General features: G+C 59.5%; 14 protein-coding genes and 1 tRNA gene. 2 read left to right on the top strand and 13 right to left on the bottom strand.

Going from position 1 to position 17,969, the window contains the following annotated elements; all coding sequences use genetic code 11:
- Positions 1-2: 2 nt before the first annotated feature.
- From ACQ4WL_RS14520 to cysS, 13 genes are all read right to left on the bottom strand, one after another.
- Positions 3-2,156, bottom strand: coding sequence for a TonB-dependent receptor (locus ACQ4WL_RS14520; RefSeq protein WP_436510379.1), 2,154 nt, complete (start codon positions 2,154-2,156; stop codon positions 3-5).
- 80 nt (positions 2,157-2,236) lie between these two features.
- Positions 2,237-4,249: a TonB-dependent receptor gene (locus ACQ4WL_RS14515; protein WP_436510378.1), complete on the bottom strand. Its 2,013-nt coding sequence runs from the start codon at positions 4,247-4,249 to the stop codon at positions 2,237-2,239.
- Between the two features lie 128 nt (positions 4,250-4,377).
- Complete coding sequence (locus tag ACQ4WL_RS14510; RefSeq protein ID WP_099759815.1) at positions 4,378-6,288, bottom strand: TonB-dependent receptor; 1,911 nt, start codon at positions 6,286-6,288, stop codon at positions 4,378-4,380.
- A 43-nt stretch (positions 6,289-6,331) separates the two neighbouring features.
- Complete coding sequence (locus ACQ4WL_RS14505; RefSeq protein WP_099759816.1) at positions 6,332-6,844, bottom strand: copper uptake system-associated protein; 513 nt, start codon at positions 6,842-6,844, stop codon at positions 6,332-6,334.
- 11 nt (positions 6,845-6,855) lie between these two features.
- Positions 6,856-7,035: a hypothetical protein gene (locus tag ACQ4WL_RS14500; protein ID WP_133250737.1), complete on the bottom strand. Its 180-nt coding sequence runs from the start codon at positions 7,033-7,035 to the stop codon at positions 6,856-6,858.
- Positions 7,036-7,274: 239 nt separating this feature from the next.
- Positions 7,275-7,664, bottom strand: a complete 390-nt coding sequence (locus ACQ4WL_RS14495) for a DUF2946 domain-containing protein (protein WP_436510421.1) — start codon at positions 7,662-7,664, stop codon at positions 7,275-7,277.
- A 945-nt stretch (positions 7,665-8,609) separates the two neighbouring features.
- Complete coding sequence (locus ACQ4WL_RS14490; protein WP_243136321.1) at positions 8,610-9,806, bottom strand: tyrosine-type recombinase/integrase; 1,197 nt, start codon at positions 9,804-9,806, stop codon at positions 8,610-8,612.
- Between the two features lie 304 nt (positions 9,807-10,110).
- Positions 10,111-10,203: transfer RNA gene (locus tag ACQ4WL_RS14485), tRNA-Ser, on the bottom strand.
- A 110-nt stretch (positions 10,204-10,313) separates the two neighbouring features.
- On the bottom strand, positions 10,314-11,561 hold the full coding sequence (locus tag ACQ4WL_RS14480; RefSeq protein ID WP_096234796.1) for an aspartate kinase: 1,248 nt from the start codon (positions 11,559-11,561) through the stop codon (positions 10,314-10,316).
- A gap of 196 nt (positions 11,562-11,757) precedes the next feature.
- Positions 11,758-13,176, bottom strand: a complete 1,419-nt coding sequence (gene tilS, locus ACQ4WL_RS14475; protein WP_436510377.1) for a tRNA lysidine(34) synthetase TilS — start codon at positions 13,174-13,176, stop codon at positions 11,758-11,760.
- A gap of 152 nt (positions 13,177-13,328) precedes the next feature.
- Entirely contained in the window at positions 13,329-14,303 is a 975-nt protein-coding gene (locus tag ACQ4WL_RS14470; protein WP_436510376.1) for an acetyl-CoA carboxylase carboxyltransferase subunit alpha, read from the bottom strand.
- 54 nt (positions 14,304-14,357) lie between these two features.
- Positions 14,358-15,080 carry a DNA-3-methyladenine glycosylase family protein gene (locus ACQ4WL_RS14465; RefSeq protein WP_436510375.1) on the bottom strand — a complete coding sequence of 241 codons (723 nt, stop codon included), beginning with the start codon at positions 15,078-15,080 and terminating at the stop codon, positions 14,358-14,360.
- Positions 15,077-16,471 carry a cysteine--tRNA ligase gene (cysS, locus tag ACQ4WL_RS14460; protein ID WP_436510374.1) on the bottom strand — a complete coding sequence of 465 codons (1,395 nt, stop codon included), beginning with the start codon at positions 16,469-16,471 and terminating at the stop codon, positions 15,077-15,079. The genes ACQ4WL_RS14465 and cysS overlap by 4 nt, the downstream gene beginning before the upstream one ends.
- A 276-nt stretch (positions 16,472-16,747) precedes the next feature.
- Between cysS and ACQ4WL_RS14455 the strand changes: the two genes are divergently transcribed.
- Both ACQ4WL_RS14455 and ACQ4WL_RS14450 read left to right on the top strand, forming a co-directional pair.
- Positions 16,748-17,386, top strand: a complete 639-nt coding sequence (locus tag ACQ4WL_RS14455) for a peptidylprolyl isomerase (RefSeq protein WP_436510373.1) — start codon at positions 16,748-16,750, stop codon at positions 17,384-17,386.
- 71 nt (positions 17,387-17,457) lie between these two features.
- Positions 17,458-17,949, top strand: coding sequence for a peptidylprolyl isomerase (locus ACQ4WL_RS14450; protein WP_099759823.1), 492 nt, complete (start codon positions 17,458-17,460; stop codon positions 17,947-17,949).
- Positions 17,950-17,969: the final 20 nt, after the last annotated feature.

The following is a 17,969-nucleotide window of genomic DNA, read 5'->3' as shown; positions in this document are numbered from 1 at the left end:
CATCAGTAGCGATAATGCACTGTAGCCTCGACGCGACGGCCAGGCCCGTTGAACCACTGGTTGGTGGTGTAGTAGGCGGTCGTGAAGTACTGTTTGTCGAAGGCGTTCGTGGCGCGCAGCGTCAATGTGGTATCGCGCGCGGCCTTCCAGCGCAGGGCAAAATCAGTGGTGGCATAAGCAGGCATCACTATCCTGTTGGCATTGTCGGCGTAGCGGTGGCCCACGTAACGCACACCGCTGCTGGCAGTCCAGTCGGGCAGGAAATTCCAGCTCAGCCACACATTGGCCAGCTTCTCGGCAACGTCTGGTGGCACCTTGCCCGCGCGTGACACGGCTGCACCGGCTTCTGCTTCGATAAAATCATCATATTTGGCGCGCAGCACCGTGGCATTCGCGTCCAGTTGCCAGCCGGACGCCAGTGCCAGCGACAGCGTGGCTTCCACTCCGGTCGACGAGCGTTGACCGACCTGTACGCGCAACTGCGGATTGCTCGCATCGCGTGCCAACAAGTTGTTTTTCCTGATCTGATACGCTGCCAGCGTCCACTCACCTTGCTTGCGCCAGAAAGACTGTTTCAAGCCCACTTCCAGCTGTTTGCCGGTGGACAAGTCGAATTTACTGTTGGCCGCACTGAGCGACAACAAGCCACCGACCGGATCGGCTGCCTGGGCGTACTGGGCATACAGGGCTAGATCCGGCGACAGGTCATACACGCTGCCAAGGCGCCAGCCGATATTGGTATAGGTCTGCTCGAATTCCGTCTTGGCGCTGATTAAATTACGGCGCGAAATCTCCGCGTGGTCATAACGCAATCCTGCTAAGAGGGCCCAGGACGGCGTCAGCTCCAGGCGGTCTTCGGCGAAAATGGCGTATTGCCGGGCCTTGTTGCGATAGCGGGGGATGGTCGGCACGGCGCTCACGAACACGCCCGCCACCGGCAGGTATGGATCGACCGCAGCCGGGTCCGGGCTGCCAACATAGGTGTTATTGGTGTGCTTGAAGGTGCTGGCGTTCAGGTCGAAGCCCACGGACACCTGGTTTTTCAGGCCCCACAACACGCTGCGGTGGCTGATGTCGGCACCCGCCCCGGTTTGGTCCTGGTCGTGGAAGATTTCCGTGTCGCCGGAACGGTCAATCAGCCCAGTGGTGGCATTGTAGGCATAGGTTTCGGCGTTGCGGTAGTGACGTGCACTGCGAATGTCATACAAGCGCGCACGCACGGTCGTGTCGTTCGATGGCGTCCACTCCATGCCCAGTTCGCCCCAGCGGTCATCATAGCGAATCACGCTGTTGCTCACGTTGTAGTTTTTTTCGCGCAGTGCCGGCAGTTGACGACCATTCACCAGCGGCGTGCCAAAGTAGCGCATGGGATGCTGCAAGCCCTGGGCATAGCTCAGTTTCAGACGCAGCTGCGGTGTCGCATCGAACTGCACAGCGCCCGCAAATGCGAGGTCGCGCGATTGCCCCATGTCGACCCAGCCATCCGAACGGTTGCCGCTCAGGTCGACGCGATACGACAGCTTGTCATTGATGGCGCCACCGCTGCCCAGGCCGATACGCTGCGTATTGTCACTGCCGATCGTCGCCTGCACTTCGTTGCGGATGGCCCCGGGCGTGGGCTTTTTGGGAATGACGTTGACCACGCCGCCGATGGCACCGTCGCCGTACACGACGGAGGCCGGTCCGCGCAGCACTTCAATGCGTTCCACTGACCAGGTATCGAAAGGAAACGTCAGGCCGATGCCGCCGTACTGGCGCACACCGTCATACAGGCGCATGACGGACGTGGTGTCCGTAAAGCCGCGTGCCGACAGCGAGCTGCCGCCATTACCAGGATGTGCCATGCCGCTGATCCCCGCCGAGCGGGTAATCGCGTCGACGAGGTTGCTGTCGCCGCGCTCTTCGATCTGGGCGCGGGAAATGACGTCGACGCTGGCCGGCGTCTGCATCGGCGTCAGGTCCAGATTCGAGCCGGTCGATGCTGGCGACTTGAGCGTGACCGCTTTGTCAGCCGTCACCAGCACCGCTGGCAGGGTCGGTGCTTCGGCGGCGCAGGCGCCGCCAGAGAACATGGCCAGCGATAACGCACCATGTGCACACAGTGCTACCCGGGCCAGCAACTGTTCCGTTAATCGGGTCTTGCGTAAGTTAATCATGATAAGTCTACAAAAAAAGAGGCATGGGGTTTGCCGCAGGTCATATCCGGCGGCAGGCAAAAAAAGAGGTTCGCAGCGGCTTAGAAGCGCATGGTCGCCGACACGTACAGGGCACGGCCATCACCTGGCGCATGACGGGTGACGTCATTGATCCAGACATATTCGTAGTAGCGATCAGCCAGATTCTTCAGTTGCATGTCCAACGAGAGCGAGCGGGAAACACGGTAAGTCAGGCCCAGGTTGAGCAAGGCATAGGCGCCGTACTTGGCGCCGGTGTTGGCGGTCGTCAGAAAGTAGTCGCCCTGTCCGTTGGCCCAGGCGGACAGCTTGACTGCCGGACTCAGCTGGAAGTCGTAGCCGGCAGAATAAAGATGGCCAGGCACATGATCGATTTCTTTCCCCAGTGTGGCCGGCGCAGCCGGATCCGGCTCGACGATGCGTGTGCGCTGGCGTGAATAGGCAAACCAGGCGCTGTGTCGTTCGCCCTGGTGCACATTCAGTTGCAGATCAATGCCTTCGCGACGGGTCTTGCCGACGTTTTCCGAGTCTCCCGTCGGGTCGTTGAGCTTGCGCTTGACCTCATCGGAGGCGTCCTGGCGCCACAGGGCAATGCGGCCATCCGCCCAGGCTATGGGCTTGAATTTGACGCCGGCTTCCCAGCCCTCATTCATCGAGGGACGCAAGCGGTTCGCATTGGACTGATATGCCCCCGCACCCGCACCAACCTGGAACGTCTTGCCCCAGTTCGCGTAGATGCTGGCTGCCTGCCATGGACTGTAGACGGCGCTGAACTTCGGTTGCCGGATCAGGCCATAATCCTGAATCGGGTAGTGCACTTGCTTGGAAGGGTCCGAGAAGTCGCCTTGCACCTTGTCGACGCGGTAGCCTGGAATGATCTTCAGGCCGGGAACAGGCAGGAAGACCGCTTGAACATAGGTGCCGTAGGTATCGAAGTCAAAGCGCTGGTCGCGCGTCGTGGCCTTGCGTACCTTGTCCACCGTGCTGTAGCGCGGGCTGCGGTCTTGCTGATGTTCCGCATTCGCGCCAACCTCGACCGACATGCCGCGCGCCCATGCTGCAGAGAGTGCTTGTGGCCGATATGTCAGGCTTGCCAGTACGCCAACATGCCTTTCGTCGATGATGCGCTCTTGCTGTGATGCAAGTAGCGAATAACGTAGCCAGCGCTGGTCGCGCACGCTGTTGACATATGCCTTGGCCGACAGCGACAGGCTCGGGGTCAGGTCGGAATCGAGGTGCGCACTCAACTGGCTCATCTCACGGTTGCCACCGTCCGACTGCGCATACGGATAAGAGGCGGTCGGCGTGCGATGCGCATCGGCCGCTTCCAGATAGCCCGCCTCGTCGCCATGGCTTTGCGTGTGGCGCGCGATCACGCCGATGCGGGTGCGCGCGTCGTTGGTGGTGTAAAACAAGTTCGCCGACAGTGTATATTTGTCAAAGGCGGAATTCTGCCGATAGCCGGCAGACTGCAGATAACCGGCGAAGTAATTTTGCGTCCAGTTACCTTGTTCCATGCCTTGGGCCAGCTGCATTTCGCGGGTGCGGAAACTGCCATAGCTGAGCCGCGCTTCGCCGTCATTACCTCCCGTGCGCGTATGCATATTGACATTGCCGGCGATATTATGCAGGCCATAGCGCGGATCGTTGGTGCCGCGCACGATTTCGATGCGGCTGATCTCCAGGGGGAACAGCATGTCCAGGAAGGGCATGCCGCCGCCGTTGTCATTGCTGGGTATGCCATCGATCAGGAGCTTGACAGCGTTAACCTCGCCTTCGCCGTTAAAGCCGCGGAACGACAGTTTTCCCGATTCATTGCCTTGCCTGAATTGGGTCAGCATCACGCCTGGCGCGCGCGTCAGCAGTTCCCAGGTGTGATTGACCTGCTGTTGCTGGATCACTTCCGGTGCGAGGATATCCACCGAGCTCAGTATGTTACGCGACGACAGCGGGCCGCTGCTGCGTGCATTGACTTCGACCTTGCCCATCTGCAGCACGGCGTCATCGCCTTGTACTTGCTCCTGCGCATGGGAAAAAGCCGGGAGCGCGATGGCACCGATCTGTGCACACAGCAACAAAACGCGCGGCGCTGTAACGCTCCGGCGGAGGGGGGAAACAGGAAAATTTTGATTCAACATAAACATCCAATAAAGCGCCGCCAGCGATGGCTGGCAGACGCAAGGGGTAATAAAGAACACCGGTATTAGAAACTGGCCGAAGCACCTATCTGTGCGCTACGTCCGGGCATCGGGTAGCCCGGACGGTAGGCGTACTTGCGGTCAAACAGATTCTCCAGCGCCAAAAACACTTCCCCTTTGCGGCCAAGTGCAGGCACGGGATAGGCAATACGCGTATTGGCGATGGCGAAGGAGGACACCTGCTCGTTGTTCACGGCCCCGGCGGTGCGGGTGCGGTTCAGCGCCCATACTTCCGATTGATATTGCGCATCGACAGCAACACGCAACAGGCCCAGGTTGCCGTTCAGTCCCGCAGTCAAGGCGCGTTTCGGGGTGTACGGCAAATTGTCAATCTCTGGATTGAGCAGAGTCACTCCTGCAAATGTCGACCAGCCTGTGGCAATCGCCTGGCGCAAAGACAATTCCATGCCGCGCATACGGTAGGATCCCAGATTCAGGAACTGCGGCGGCGGTGGCACATCCGGCGGGAAGCCAAACACATAGCGGTTCTTGACCTTGTCCTGGAACAGGCTCAGATCAACTTGCGTGGCCGGGACAGGTGAAAACTTCGCGCCCAGCTCCAGATGGTCCAGCTGCTCCGGCGCCAGCTGTTTCCAGCTGCTGCCCAGGGCGGGGATGAGCGAGGCCAGCAGCGGCGCTTCCAGGCCGGGATAGTTGATACCGCGCGACAGGCTGGCGAATACAGTCAATTTGTCCGATACCAGGGACAGCCCCGCATGCGGCGCCGATTTCGAGGCGAACTGGCTGTGCTCATACCAGCGGATGCCTGCCGATGGCACCAGACTCCAGCGCTGGTCCAGCGCCCATTTCTGTGTGTAAGCAAAATACGGCGAAGTCAATGTAAAAGTGGGCGCATCGAAGCGCGCCTGCGGCGCCGGCGCGATGCGCAGGAATTGCACATCGCCGGACAGGCGTTCGTAATCGATTCCTCCGAGCACCGTGGCACCGTTACCCAGCACATACTGCTCCTTCCAGCGTGCGCCGCTCATGCTGAAATGGCTCGGCGTGTCGCCGTCGGGCGCTGGCTGCTTGAGCCAATTGCCGTCGCCGCTGTTGTGGTACACCTTCAGCTCGCCGGACAGTTCGCCATGCACGTGCGCTAGCGACGCGTGCAACATGTTGGCGCGCGTGTTGTATTCGGGTATCTGCGTTAGGGCTGGCTGGCGGTTGTCGCCGGGATCGCGTGCCTTGTTGTCGACGTACAAAAAGCCCGCGCCCAGCGTCCAATGGGGATCCAGGCGCCATGCCAGGCGTCCCAGCAGATTATTCAATTCGCCATCGGCACCACGGCGGTGCCCGTCCGACTTGGCATGGCCCTGGGCCAGCAAGAAATCCAGGTTGCCCTGGCGTCCGACGATATCGGCCTGTTCGATCAACGTACCGAAGGAGCCGGCGGAGATTTTTCCGAAGCCGTGAACGCCTTCTTCGCTTGCCTGCTTGGTGTCCAGGTTGATCGAGGCAAAATTGTTGCCATTGACCTGGGGCTGGGGGCCTTTCATCACCTCGATTGCGCGCATGCCGTTGATGGGCAGCAGGTCGAGCAAGGGGTGGTTCCAGACGCCCATATAAAACGGTATGCCATCGATATAGGTCTTGATCTCGCTACCAGGACGGCTCACGCCCATGCCACGGATAAATACCGCGCCACCCTGGTCGCCGCCAAAAGCACCGACCGGATTGTAGCGCGACACCTGTACGCCAGGCGTGCGGCGTAGTGCCGAGGCGAGATCGACGGCGTTCTGATCGCGCAACTGCGCTTCGGTGATGATGGCAGTATTGCTGGAAAAACCGTCAATATCGACTTCTTCAACAATGGGTTGTCCTGTGACGGTCACGGTTGGCAATACATCGGTTTGCGCGCGCGCGGTGCTGGAAAAGGCCAGGGAAAGGGCCAGCGCAATGTGGTGTGGTTTCATATTTTAAGAATGGAATGTTGTTTTTTAAAAATGAGTTACTGTTTTAATGGTGAGCGTGATGGGCATCTGTACTGCTTTGCTGGTCGAACAGGCCGAAGCGACGCAGCCGCTCTTTGCTGACAGTGCGTTCCACCTCGCCAAGTTTGCGCAGTAGTTCGCTGGCGTCCTTGGCCGGAATGCCAGCGTCGTGCAGGGCATCAGCCTGCTTCAGTCCATCGCCACCACAAACAAGGATTTCCCATGCGCCGCCTGTCTTACGTAGCAGGGCCCGCCCACCGCGTTCTCCCTGTATCCAGTCGGCAATGGCGTAGTTGCCAGTAATAGCGATGGGATCCGTTTCGACCTTGTGCGCAGGTTGATCATAGGTATGCGCAATCAGACCGCGCACTTGCTGCTGGTCGGCGCGCTCCGTCGCTGGCGCAGCGCCGACCGGCGCCGTGAAGAAAAGCAAAGCCAATAGTGCAGTTGCGACGAAGGTAGTGCCAGATGGAGCGCGGGCGAACAAAGTGTCCGAAGTGAACGGCGACGGACGTTGTGGGTCGATAGCATAAGGCATGAAAATCTCCTTCAGGTGGTGGTGGACGACAACGGCAGCGGCGTCAGCGGCAGATGGACCGCTGGCGCGTTGTTGAGGCAATAGGCGGCGAAGTAATAACAAGCCAGGGCGATAAATGCGGCCGTATTGAAACAGCGAACGGCATGCAGCAGCACCGCGAGGAGCGGCAGATTCTTGCGTGAAGAAGTCATCTTGTCTTCCTGGGACATAGCGGCAACTCTCCCATTGAGAGAGGCATTGCCGACCATCATCTTGGGATCGCGCGCGTCAGCATGATCGCCGGGCAGCAATTGCGGACGTTGCTATCGGCAGACGGTATGACACCGTCCTTGGAACAACCATGCAAACATCAGAGCCAGGAGTCAACAGGCGCGGGCGACTTTGAACTGCAGCGTCACAACCGGTTGACGTGACGTCCGCAGGCAAGCATTTACATTGCTAGCGGAGGCCCACGGGGATTCGCCGACGACCAGACGAAGAGCGTGCGGGGGGCACGATAGAATAAGGGAGGAAATATGGCACGCGTGCCAGGGATGGCTAACGGCAGGTCTGAAGTTGGCAGCAAGGCAAAGGAGCCTGCATGCGTGAAACAATACGGACAGTGTTCAAACGCGTGTACGACAGGGGCGACTGCAGGCTGTCGTTCAGCATCGCCTGCAGGCGCCGCCTTGAGGCCATCGACAGTACAAATTTGCAGCAACGCCGAAGGCATCGCCGATGGTGAGGACGCGGCCAAGGCATGTGAAATGGTAGGCGCGAGCGCAGCGAACAGCACGGCCAATACGGCCAGCCATATGTGCAACACGCGTTTTCTTACCATTTTATGCATGCTGCATTATAGCCAATAACTGGTTTCTATCGCCACCTTTAACGCTACTTGCCTAAAGGATACGCATATTTTGTGGCCCGTCTGACCGCCAACCGGCTTGCCTTGGCAAGTCGCCAGGGCCACATTCTGTGCCCTCCTTCGGCCGCTGGGCCTCGCAGAGCAGGCTACCGTTGAGCACGAAGTGCGAATAAGCAGGTGTGAAGTTAGCCAACCGAAGGTTAGCTAACTTCACCTATCCTGCCCCGCTTCGCGCAGCGACTGAACCACTAAAATCGTCGGACGCAACGTCGACCAAACCCCTTTTTTGGCACGGCGGAAAGCAAATAAGGCCTTATAAGGCCTTATTTGTGCCATATCTGCTTCAACCGTGGCATTTTAGGCTTCAACCGTGTCAGATTTGTGGTTCAACCGTGGCAGATTTGTGGTTTAACCGTGCAAGTTCCGCACGACATGAGGGCGATTAAATACCATGAAGAATCCTGTGCAGAACAACTGCATGCCTGGCTCAAACGCCACCATCAGCGAAGCGCGTCCAGGATTTCGTCGCATTTCTGGCCTTCAGCGACGATACCCGCAGCAACAAGCAACTGGTGACGCCAGGATGGCGATCCGCTCTGCGCCAGTGCCGTCGTACTGGCACCGATCCTGCCTCACCGTTGAAGAGAAACACGTCCCAAGTGACTCCTACCTCCCGCCATAGTACCTTGGCGCGCTTCAGCCGCCTGCCTGGAGTGTCGGCAAGCAGCGGAAAATGGGGTAGCAGGATCTAAGCAAGCGCCAAGGAAGCTACCGTCCTGGCCTCCGTAAGACTCCAGGGCCGCTTGCAGGCCTGGTTCAGGAACGCGTGCCAGCACGGGATGCGGACAGTGGCTGCAAGGCGCCTGAACACGCATGCCAGTCCTCAGCCCGCGCAAGGATACTCCATGGGGCATGCCATCACACGACAGACGGTGCGGGATTGCTGCAAAAGTCAGACCATGCCTGCATCAGCACGATACGCTTGTCGAACAAGTCGCCGCGCCGATAGGCGGCTTCCACCCTGTCCGGCAAGCGGTGCGCCAGCGCATGCTCGCATACCTCACGTGAAAAGGCATTGGCCGCCGCCTCGGCGCACCAGTCACGGAAGGAAGAACGGAAACCGTGCACGGTGATGTCGTCAAACTGCATGCGGCGCAAGACTGCCGTCAAACTCATGTCCGACAACTGCGTGCCACGCTTACGGCCTGAAAAGATGATGTCCCCCTGACGCGGCACTGCGCGCAGCAGCGCAAGCGCCCCACCAGAGAGCGGCACGCGATGCTCCTTGCCTGCCTTCATGCGCTGCGCTGGAATCGTCCACAGGGCCGCCTCCAGGTCAATCTCCGGCCACCGCGCACCCCTGACCTCTCCTGAGCGCGCAGCCGTCAGGATGGCAAACGCCAGCGCCCTGGCAGCAATCCCTTTCTGACCCGATAAGGCGGCCATGAATCTGCCGATCTCTTGCCACGGCAGGGCCGGCCTGTTTTTCACCGGAGAAACCTTGTTCGGATTGGCCAGCAGATTTTCCAGATGGCCTTTCCAGCGCGCCGGATTTTCTCCCTGACGAAAGCCGCTGACCGTTGCCCAGTCGAGTATGCATTCGATTCTGCCGCGTATGCGCGTTGCCGTCTCCGTCTTTGACAACCAGATTGCATCGAGCACCTTGACGACCAGATCGGTGTCGATCGCCGCGACAGGCAGCGCCCCCGCCAATGGGAACACATAGGCGGCCAGGGTGTTTTCCCACTGCGCCACATGTTTGGCATTTCTCCAGCCATGCCGGTGCGCCGCGATATACGACGCCGCACACTGTTCAAAGGTCATTTGACGCGCACGCGCCAGCATCCCGGCCTGTTTTTCCTGGCGGCGCATTGCCAGCGGATCGCGCCCTTCGCTCAGCAGCAAACGGCATTGCCGCGCCTTTTTACGCGCCTCGACCAGATCGACTGCCAGACAAGAACCCAGCCCCATTTCGTGACGCCTGCCAGCTACGCTGTAACGAAACAGCCAGCTCCTGGCGCCAGCGCCGGATACTTGCAGCACCAGTCCGCCGCCATCCCCGTAATACCCTGGCTCCCTGGTGCGACCGACGACCAGCGCCGACAGCTTGTTCATCCTGATTGCCATGACACCACTCCCGCATTGCGAGAACCGGTACTAATTTTAGCGCGCGATCAAGCGCGTGCTGGCAACGACACTTGATCCTGCACAAGGCAAGTTGCGGCAACAGGCTGGACATAACAGGACCGGTGACGTACGCCTGAAGGCAGCGCACACAGCCATACCTACCCCCCAGCCTACCCCCCAGCAGATGCAGGATTGACGCGGCAGGCAGCGGACGCTGGCGGATGGATTTACGTGGTTTCTCCTATGAGGAGCGGAAATGAAAAAACCCGCCGAAGCGGGTTTTTAGAAATACTGGCGGAGACGGTGGGATTCGAACCCACGATACAGGTATAAGCCGTATGCATCCTTAGCAGGGATGTGCCTTCGGCCACTCGGCCACGTCTCCTAGCTGATTACTCAACTATGTCTCTGTAGCTAACTGCGCTGCAGCGACGAACGTCATAATATCGATTGCCCCCCCTTTGGTCAAGGGCGTGGGGCAATATTTTTGGATATTTAAGCTTTTTCCAGCTCGAACGCCTTATGCAGCGCGCGAACGGCCAGTTCCATGTACTTTTCATCGATCAGCACGGAGATCTTGATCTCGGAAGTGGAGATCATCATGATGTTGATGCCCTCTTCCGACAGGGTACGGAACATTTGCGATGCGACGCCAACGTGGCTGCGCATGCCCACGCCGACGACGGACAGTTTCGACACTTTCGCGTCGCCCGTGATGCTGGCCGCGCCCAGCGATTCGCGGTTCGCTTCCAGCACGGCCAGCGCGCGCGTGTATTCGCCGCGCGAGACGGTGAAGGTGAAGTCCGTTTTACCGTCGACCGACTGATTCTGTATGATCATGTCGACTTCGATATTCGCGTCCGCCACCGGTCCCAGGATGTGGTACGCCACGCCTGGACGGTCGGGCACGCCGAGCACGGTGATTTTGGCTTCATCGCGGTTGAAGGCGATGCCGGAGATGACTGCTTGTTCCATGTTTGTATCTTCCTCAAACGAAATCAGGGTGCCTGAATTGGCTTCTATTTCCAGCGGCAACATCGGGTCGGTCAGCGACGACAGCACGCGCGTGGGCACGCGGTAGTTGCCGGCAAATTCCACCGAACGCGTTTGCAGCACTTTGGAACCCAGCGAAGCCAGTTCCAGCATTTCTTCAAAGGTGATGGTCTTCAGGCGGCGCGCCTCGGAAACAACGCGCGGGTCGGTCGTGTAGACGCCGTCGACGTCCGTGAAGATCAGGCACTCGGCCGCCTTCATGGCGGCGGCAATCGCCACGGCCGAGGTGTCGGAACCACCGCGGCCCAGGGTCGCGATATTGTCGTTCTCGTCGACGCCCTGGAAACCGGTAATGATGACAATCTTGCCCGCATCGAGGTCGCGTTTGACTTTTTCGTCATCGATCGACTGGATGCGTGCCTTGGTAAAGGCGGAATCGGTCTTGATCGCGACTTGCCAGCCAGCATAGGATACGGCTTGTTTGCCGATCGCCAGCAGTGCCATCGACAATAGGCCGACGGACACTTGTTCGCCTGTCGAGGCGATCATGTCAAGTTCACGGGGATCGGGTTGATCCATGATTTCCTTGGCCAGTCCAATCAGGCGGTTCGTTTCGCCCGACATGGCCGATGGCACCACCACGATTTGATGCCCAGCGTCGTGCCATTTGGCAACGCGCTTGGCGACATTCTTGATACGGTCAGTCGAGCCCATCGACGTACCGCCATATTTGTGGACGATTAAAGCCATAAGAGTGAAGTTTCCGCTCAAGAAGAATAAAAAAGGAGGGCTTTACTCTACATGCCGCAATGCAAAATAACAAGCTAAAAAGCGCATTAGCTCATACCGATTACGCATATGAAAATAAGCAATCCATGCAGTCGGGAGCGCATGGGCAGCCACTTGCCAGCCTCCCCGAGAGTGGCCGTGGCAGCTGCCCTTACGCTCAGCAGGAGCGCCAGCGCAAGGCCACACGGGGACGATCCAGCAGGCCCAGGCAATGACAATCGAGGCCTATACCAGCCGCATACAGCAATTGTTGCGCCGCACAGACAAGTGGCAGGCGTTCGCGCTCCCAGGCGGGCACGTCGAATGCCTGATAATGGTATTTCAAGCTCCTGGTGGGACGGTTCAAGGCCAGTTTCAAGCGCTCACCGCCCTGGCGGAAGTCGATCTTCAAGGTTTGAGCTTGCAACCAGGCAATATCGATGCCTTGGCCGCCCGCTTCCACCGTGTCGAAATGCAGCACGCCGCCATACGCGGGAAACGCCAGGCACGCTTCGCCTTTCCACACAAATTGCTGGCCAGCCTTTTCCAGGCCGGGAATGCCCGCGTCGTCACGCTCGCGCATGCCGGCCAGGTCATCGAGCTTCGGCGTCAGATATAAACGGTCGCGGTGGCGCCGCACATGGCATTCGGGATGCGTCACCAGCAATTGCGCATCGGGCCGCGCTTCCAGCAATTGCGCCAGCATTTCCGCCAGCCATGCCGTCGACGGCATGCGCAAGCCGCGCGTGCCGAACCAGTGGCGCAGCAGGTTGTAGCAGCGGTCCGCGCTCAGCTCGCGCAACTTCGCCAGTTCGATGCAGTCGCCATCGAGGCAATTTAGCAAATCCTGCGTCGCCAGTTCCGTCAACAGGCGCTGCGCCGACTGCGCATGCTGGGCGCTGCGGGCGAAGCGTTCCTGGAAACCGGGAAAGGCCTGCGCCAGCACGGGCATCACCTGATGCCGCAGAGCATTGCGGGCAAAGCGGGGATCGTCGTTCGACTCGTCGTGGATGTGTGCGATCGCATGGTGCGCCACATACGCTTCAAGCTGTTTGCGCGACACCGACAGCAGCGGGCGCGCCATCACCAGGTCCGGGTTGCCCAGCAGCTCGGGCGCGCTATTGGCGCCATCCATGCCGGACAGCCCTGCCGTGCCGGAACCGCGCAGCAATTGCAGCAGCACCGTCTCGGCCTGGTCATCCTGGTGGTGGGCTGTGAGGAGCAGGCGCACGCCGTGCACCGCGCACAGCTCGCCCAGGGCCGCGTAACGGCGCTTGCGGGCCGCCTCTTCCGTGCCCGTCTTTGCATTCTTTTCCAAGGTGACCTTGCGTGCTTCAAAGGCAATGCCCATGCCGGCGCACGTTTGCTCGCAGTGCGCCAGCCAGGCATCCGCATTCTGGCTCAGGCCGTGGTGCACGTGAAACGCGTGCAGAGCCACGCTGTGCTCCTGCGCCCAGGCATGCGCCAGGTGCAGCAGGGCCGCGGAATCGAGACCGCCGCTCAAGGCGATGCCGATCGTCTCGCCTGCTTGCGGTCCGCAGGTTTCCAGCGCGCGGGCGAAGATATCGGCGACAGTGACGGTTTGTTGCTTTTTCAATCAGGACTCCGGGAATGCAAAGAGGGACAGGCTGCTAAACGGATGGTGTCGTTTAGCGGACTGTCCCTGGTGTTGTCTCAACCCAAGACCTTGAAAAGCCGGGGTCAGACCTTAAGGTCTGACCCCAGACTCTGCCGTTGGGTTTAAATAAATTACTCGCTCGGCGTGGTTTCCTTGAACTTGCCGTAGCTCAGCAGTTTTTCATGGCGCGCTTGCAGCAAGTCCTTGGTTTTCATGCCGTGGAACTGGCGCAAGGTGTCGGCCAGGGCACGCTTGAGCAAGGTCGCCATCTGTTTCGGATCGCGGTGGGCACCGCCCAGCGGTTCGTTGATGATCTTGTCGATCAGACCCATGGCTTTCAGGCGGTGGGCAGTCAGGCCCAGCGCTTCGGCCGCGTCGGAGGCGCGCTCGGCGCTCTTCCACAGGATCGAGGCGCAGCCTTCCGGCGAGATCACGGCATAGGTCGAATATTGCAGCATCAGCACGGCGTCGCCCACGGCGATGGCCAGTGCGCCGCCGGAACCGCCTTCACCGATGATGGTGGCGATCAGCGGCACTTTCAGTTCCGCCATCACGTACAGGTTGTGGCCGATGGCTTCCGACTGACCGCGCTCTTCCGCGTCGATGCCGGGGAAGGCGCCTGGCGTGTCGACGAAGGTGAAGATGGGCAAGTTGAACTTCTCAGCCACTTTCATCAGGCGCATGGCCTTGCGGTAGCCTTCCGGCTTCGGCATGCCGAAATTGCGCATGGCGCGCTCTTTCGTGTCGCGGCCCTTCTGGTGGCCGATGACCATGCACGGCTGGCCGTTGAAGCGGGCCAGGCCCCCGACGACGGACAGATCGTCCGCGTAGCTGCGGTCGCCATGCAATTCGTGGAAATCGGTAAAGATTTCATTCACATAATCCATGGTGTAGGGGCGTTGCGGGTGGCGCGCGATCTGCGCCACTTGCCACGGCGTCAGCTTGGCGTAGATATCTTTGGTCAGCTGCTGGCTCTTCTTGGCCAGGCGGTCGATCTCTTCCGAGATGTCGACGGCCGAATCGTCTTGCACGAAGCGCAACTCTTCGATCTTGGAATCGAGTTCCGCGATCGGCTGTTCAAAATTGAGGAAAGTCGTTTTAGTCATTGTACCTCCAGGTTTTACCGGCCACGGCGCCAGGGCGCGCGGCGTCATCTATGTTTATTTTACCGTACCGGCTGCTGCGCCGGGGGCTGCATCGGTTGCGGCAGGGGCGGCTGCAGGGTCGAGACTGCGCCACAAATACCACGTCGCCACGGTGCGCCACGGTTCCCAATTGGCGGAAACTTCGCGCGCATCGCTGCGGGAAACTGGCTCACCGGAGAAATAATTGACGCTGATGCCCTGGATCAAACCGGGGTCGTCGATCGGCAAGACATTCGGCCTGAGCAGATTAAATATCAAAAACATCTCGGCTGTCCAGCGCCCTATGCCACGGATCTGCACCAGTTCGGCGATGACGGCTTCGTCATCCATCTGGTCCCACTGGCTGGCGTGCACGCGCTTGGCCTTGAAATGGTCGGCTAGGTCGAGGATGTATTCGGTCTTGCGTTTGGACAAGCCGCAGGCCGACAGTTGCTCGGCGCCGGCCTTCAATACTTGCGAAGGCGTGCATTTCGGGCAAGCGGCCAGCAGCTTTTTCCAGGCAGCATCCGCCGCCTTGGGTGTGATCTGCTGCCCCACCAGCGAACGGGCCAGGGTGGTAAACGGGTCGCTATGGCCGACCAGGTGCAGGTCGCCAAATTGCGGGATGAGCTTTTTCATGATGCGGTCGCGCTTCATCAGCTCGATCTTCGCCTCTTCCCAGTAGTGCGGCACCTGGATCGCTTGCGCCAAGTCCGTCACCTTGGGCGCTTCCCCGTTTTCCCTGGACGTTGGCATCATGCGCGGCGCCAGTTGGTCGAGCCGTCAGGCTTGTCTTCGAGAATGATGCCGGCCGCCAACAGTTCGGCACGGATCTTGTCGGACTGGGCAAAGTCGCGCGCCTTTTTCGCCGCGCTGCGCGCCGCGATGGCCGCTTCGATACCGGCAGCTTCGTCCTCGCCACCGGCGGCGCCGACGGTCGCTTGCAGGAATTGCTGCGGCGTGCGCTCCAGCAAGCCGAACACGCCCGCCAGGCCCTTCAATTGACACGCCAAAGCCGGCGACTTGCTCTTGTTGACTTCCGTCGCCAAATCGAACAGGGCGGCCACGGCCAGCGGCGTGTTGAAATCGTCGTCCATCGCTTCGCGCACGCGCACGGCATGCGCTTCGCTCCAGTCGATGGCACCCTCTTCCACCACCACGTCGGTCAGCGCCGTGTACAAGCGGGTCAAGGACAGGCGCGCATCATCGAGGTGCACGTCCGAGTAATTCAAGGGGCTGCGGTAGTGCGCGCGCAGGATGAAGAAGCGGATCACTTCGGCATCGAACTTTTGCAGCACTTCGCGGATGGTGAAGAAGTTACCGAGCGACTTGGACATTTTTTCATTGTCCAGGCGCACGAAACCGTTATGTATCCAGTAATTCACGCTGGTGTGACCGAACGCGCCTTCGGATTGGGCGATCTCGTTTTCGTGGTGCGGAAATTGCAAGTCCGCGCCACCGCCATGGATGTCGAATTGTTCACCGAGCAAGGCGCACGACATGGCCGAGCACTCGATATGCCAGCCCGGGCGACCCTTGCCCCACTTCGAGTCCCATTTGACTTCTTCCGGCTCAGACTCTTTCGACGACTTCCACAGCACGAAGTCGAGCGGATCGCGCTTGCCCGTGTTCACGTCGACACGTTCGCCTGCGCGCAGATCGTCAAGCGACTTGCCCGACAGCTTGCCGTAATGGGGGAAATTGCGCACGGCGTAATTGACGTCGCCGTCAAGCCCCTGGTAAGCGAGGTCCTTCGCTTCGAGCTGCTCGATCAGGCGCAGCATCTGCGGCACGTACTCGGTGGCGCGCGGCGTATGGTCGGGCGTCAAAATGCCCAGCGCGGCCGTGTCTTCATCCATGTAGCGGGTGAAACGCGTCGTCAGCTGGGAAATCGTCTCGCCGTTTTCCACGGCGCGGCGGATGATCTTGTCGTCGATGTCCGTAATGTTGCGCACATAGGTGACGTCGAAACCGGAGGCTTTCAGCCAGCGGTAGATGACGTCGAAGGCCATCATCATGCGCGCATGGCCGATATGGCAATAATCGTAGATGGTCATGCCGCAGACGTACATGCGTACTTTGCCAGCTTCCATCGGGACGAATACCTGCTTTTCGCGAGCCAGGGTGTTGTAAATCTTTAGATTGCTCATCGTGCTTTGCAAGTGGAGCGGTCGCCAGCCTGGCAAAACGACAGACAGGCGCGGACACCGGGGTGCCGCGCCACTGAACTGCCGTGTGCGCCAAGACTGATCGAGCCGCTATAGTGTTGTTCTTGTTTGTTAGAATTAGGGCGGTAGCGGTCAAGTATAACATTGATAAAAACCATACTGGCCCGATATGGATCAGGTTTTTACGATGTTCAACCGAAACTCATTTCTTTAGCACGACAGCAAGTTTAGAGAAAAATAACGATCAAGGACACCTTCATGCAAGAAATCAAATCGAAACGCCTGTCTTTCCTGGCCCGCTTTTGCACCCTGTTTGCCGGCCTCACCCTGGGCAGCGCCGTCGTGGCAGCCGCCCCAGCACCCGCTTCGGCTACCCCCGACCCCACGCCGCACGTGGCCCTGAAAACCAGCATGGGCGAGATCGTGCTGGAACTGGACCAGGAAAAAGCACCGCAAAGCGTGGCCAATTTCTTGCGGTATGTCAACAGCGGTTACTACAAGGGCACCGTATTTCACCGCGTCATCGATGGCTTCATGATACAGGGCGGCGGCTTCGACAAGAACATGAAGCAGAAAGCCACCAAGGCGCCGATCAGGAATGAAGCGCAAAACGGCTTGCAGAACGTCACCTACAGCATCGCCATGGCGCGCACGGGCGATCCGCATTCGGCCACCTCGCAGTTCTTTATCAACGTGAACAATAACGGCGCGCTCGACTACCCTGGCCGCGACGGCTTTGGCTACACGGTGTTCGGCAAAGTCGTCAGCGGTATGGACGTGGTCGACAAGATCAAGGCCGTGCCCGTGGCCGACAAGGGACCGCACCAGAACGTGCCGGTCACCCCCGTGGTGATCGAATCGGCGACTTTACTCAAATCAGCGCCCGCAAAACTGTAAAATAGCGTTTTTGCGGCCCTGCACCACGGGGGCCGTCGAATCATTCTTCATCTAATTTACTAAGGATCATCATGACCTCCGTCATCATCACCACCAATCTGGGCAAGATCACCGCTGAACTGGACGCCGAGAAAGCGCCGAAAACGGTTGCCAATTTCCTGGCCTACATGCAAGCCGGCCACTATGACAACACGATTTTCCACCGCGTCATCGACGGCTTCATGATCCAGGGCGGCGGTTTCGAGCCAGGCATGAAACAAAAACCTGCCGACACCACCGTCGAAAACGAAGCCAAGAACGGCCTGAAAAACGACACCTACACCTTGGCCATGGCCCGCACGTCGGACCCGCACTCGGCATCGGCCCAGTTCTTCATCAACATCAAGAACAACAGCTTCCTCGACTATCCAGGCCAGGACGGCTGGGGCTACGCCGTGTTCGGTAAAGTCACCGAAGGCAAGGAAGTCGTCGACGCCATCCGCGCCGTAAAAACCTCGCGCACCGGCATGTTCGCCGATGTGCCAGTGACGGACGTCATCATCGAGAAGGTAGAAGCCGCGTAATCAGGCTTCAGCATCATGAA

The sequence above is a fragment of the Janthinobacterium kochi genome, assembly GCF_051380715.1.
Classification (GTDB): Bacteria; Pseudomonadota; Gammaproteobacteria; order Burkholderiales; family Burkholderiaceae_D; genus Janthinobacterium.
This window is presented reverse-complemented; position numbering and strand designations above follow the sequence as displayed.